We start from the raw sequence: 1323 nt of genomic DNA, 5'->3' as shown, positions 1-1323 counted from the left end.
CTCGGTCAGGACGTGCCCGCGGGCACCCGTACCGACGAACCCGGCCGGCGCACCGCCACCGTGGCCAAGGAGTTCCTCGGCCACACCCGGATGAACCGCTGGGGCGTCGTCGGTGTCGCGCACTGGTTCGTGGCGGTGGGCTTCTTCACCCTGCTGCTGACGATCGTCAACGCCATCGGCCAGCTGTTCCAGGCCGACTGGATTCTGCCGGTCATCGGCGACTGGGCGCCGTACAACGTCTTCGTCGAGTTCATCGGCACGATGACCGTCCTCGGCATCCTGGCGCTGATCGTGATCCGCCAGCTGAGCCACCCGCGCAACCCGGGCCGCAAGTCCCGCTTCGCCGGCTCCAACTTCGGCCAGGCGTACTTCGTCGAGACCGTCATCCTCGTCGTCGGCGTCTGCATCTTCATGCTGCACGCGCTGGAGGGCGCCCAGCACCACGTGGACGGCTACGAGGCCTCGTTCTTCATCTCGTACCCGGTGGTGCACTGGCTGGAGGGCATGGACGTCCCGACGCTCCAGAACCTCACGTACTTCTTCGCCGGACTGAAGATCGCCACCTCGTTCATCTGGATGATCGTGGTCGCCCTGAAGACCGACATGGGTGTGGCCTGGCACCGCTTCCTCGCGTTCCCGAACATCTGGTTCAAGCGGAACGCGAGCGGCGAGACCTCCCTCGGCGCCCTGCTCCCGATGACCTCCGGCGGCAAGCCGATCGACTTCACCGACCCCGGTGACGACGACGTCTTCGGCGTCTCCCAGGTCGAGCAGTTCTCCTGGAAGGGCCTGCTGGACTTCTCCACCTGCACCGAGTGCGGCCGCTGCCAGTCGCAGTGCCCCGCCTGGAACACCGGCAAGCCGCTCTCCCCCAAGCTGCTGATCATGTCCCTGCGCGACCACGCGCACGCCAAGGCGCCCTACCTGCTCGCGGGTGGCGGCAAGACCATGGAGGGCGAGGAGAAGGCCTCCGAGGAGCAGCTGGCCGGCGTGCCCGCGGCGGCGCTCGCGGAGGCCGAGCGGCCGCTGATCGGCACGCTGGAGGAGAACGGCGTCATCGACCCGGACGTCCTGTGGTCCTGCACCACCTGCGGCGCCTGCGTCGAGCAGTGCCCGGTCGACATCGAGCACGTCGACCACATCGTCGACATGCGCCGCTACCAGGTGATGATCGAGAGCGCGTTCCCGTCCGAGGCGGGCACCATGCTCAAGAACCTGGAGAAGAAGGGCAACCCCTGGGGCCTGGCGAAGAAGCAGCGCCTGGAGTGGCTCAAGGAGGTCGAGTTCGAGGTCCCGGTCGTCGGCCAGGACATCGAGGACCTC

At 67.6% G+C, this 1323-nt stretch carries 1 protein-coding gene; it reads left to right on the top strand.

The features are described 5' to 3' along the window. Nucleotides 1-1323, top strand: a 1323-nt coding sequence (locus EHS43_RS44705) for a (Fe-S)-binding protein (RefSeq protein ID WP_148104353.1), incomplete at both ends; no start/stop codon positions are given.

Origin of the sequence: Streptomyces sp. RP5T (assembly GCF_003933965.1) — a bacterium.
Lineage (GTDB): Bacteria > Actinomycetota > Actinomycetes > Streptomycetales > Streptomycetaceae > Streptomyces.
This window is presented reverse-complemented; position numbering and strand designations above follow the sequence as displayed.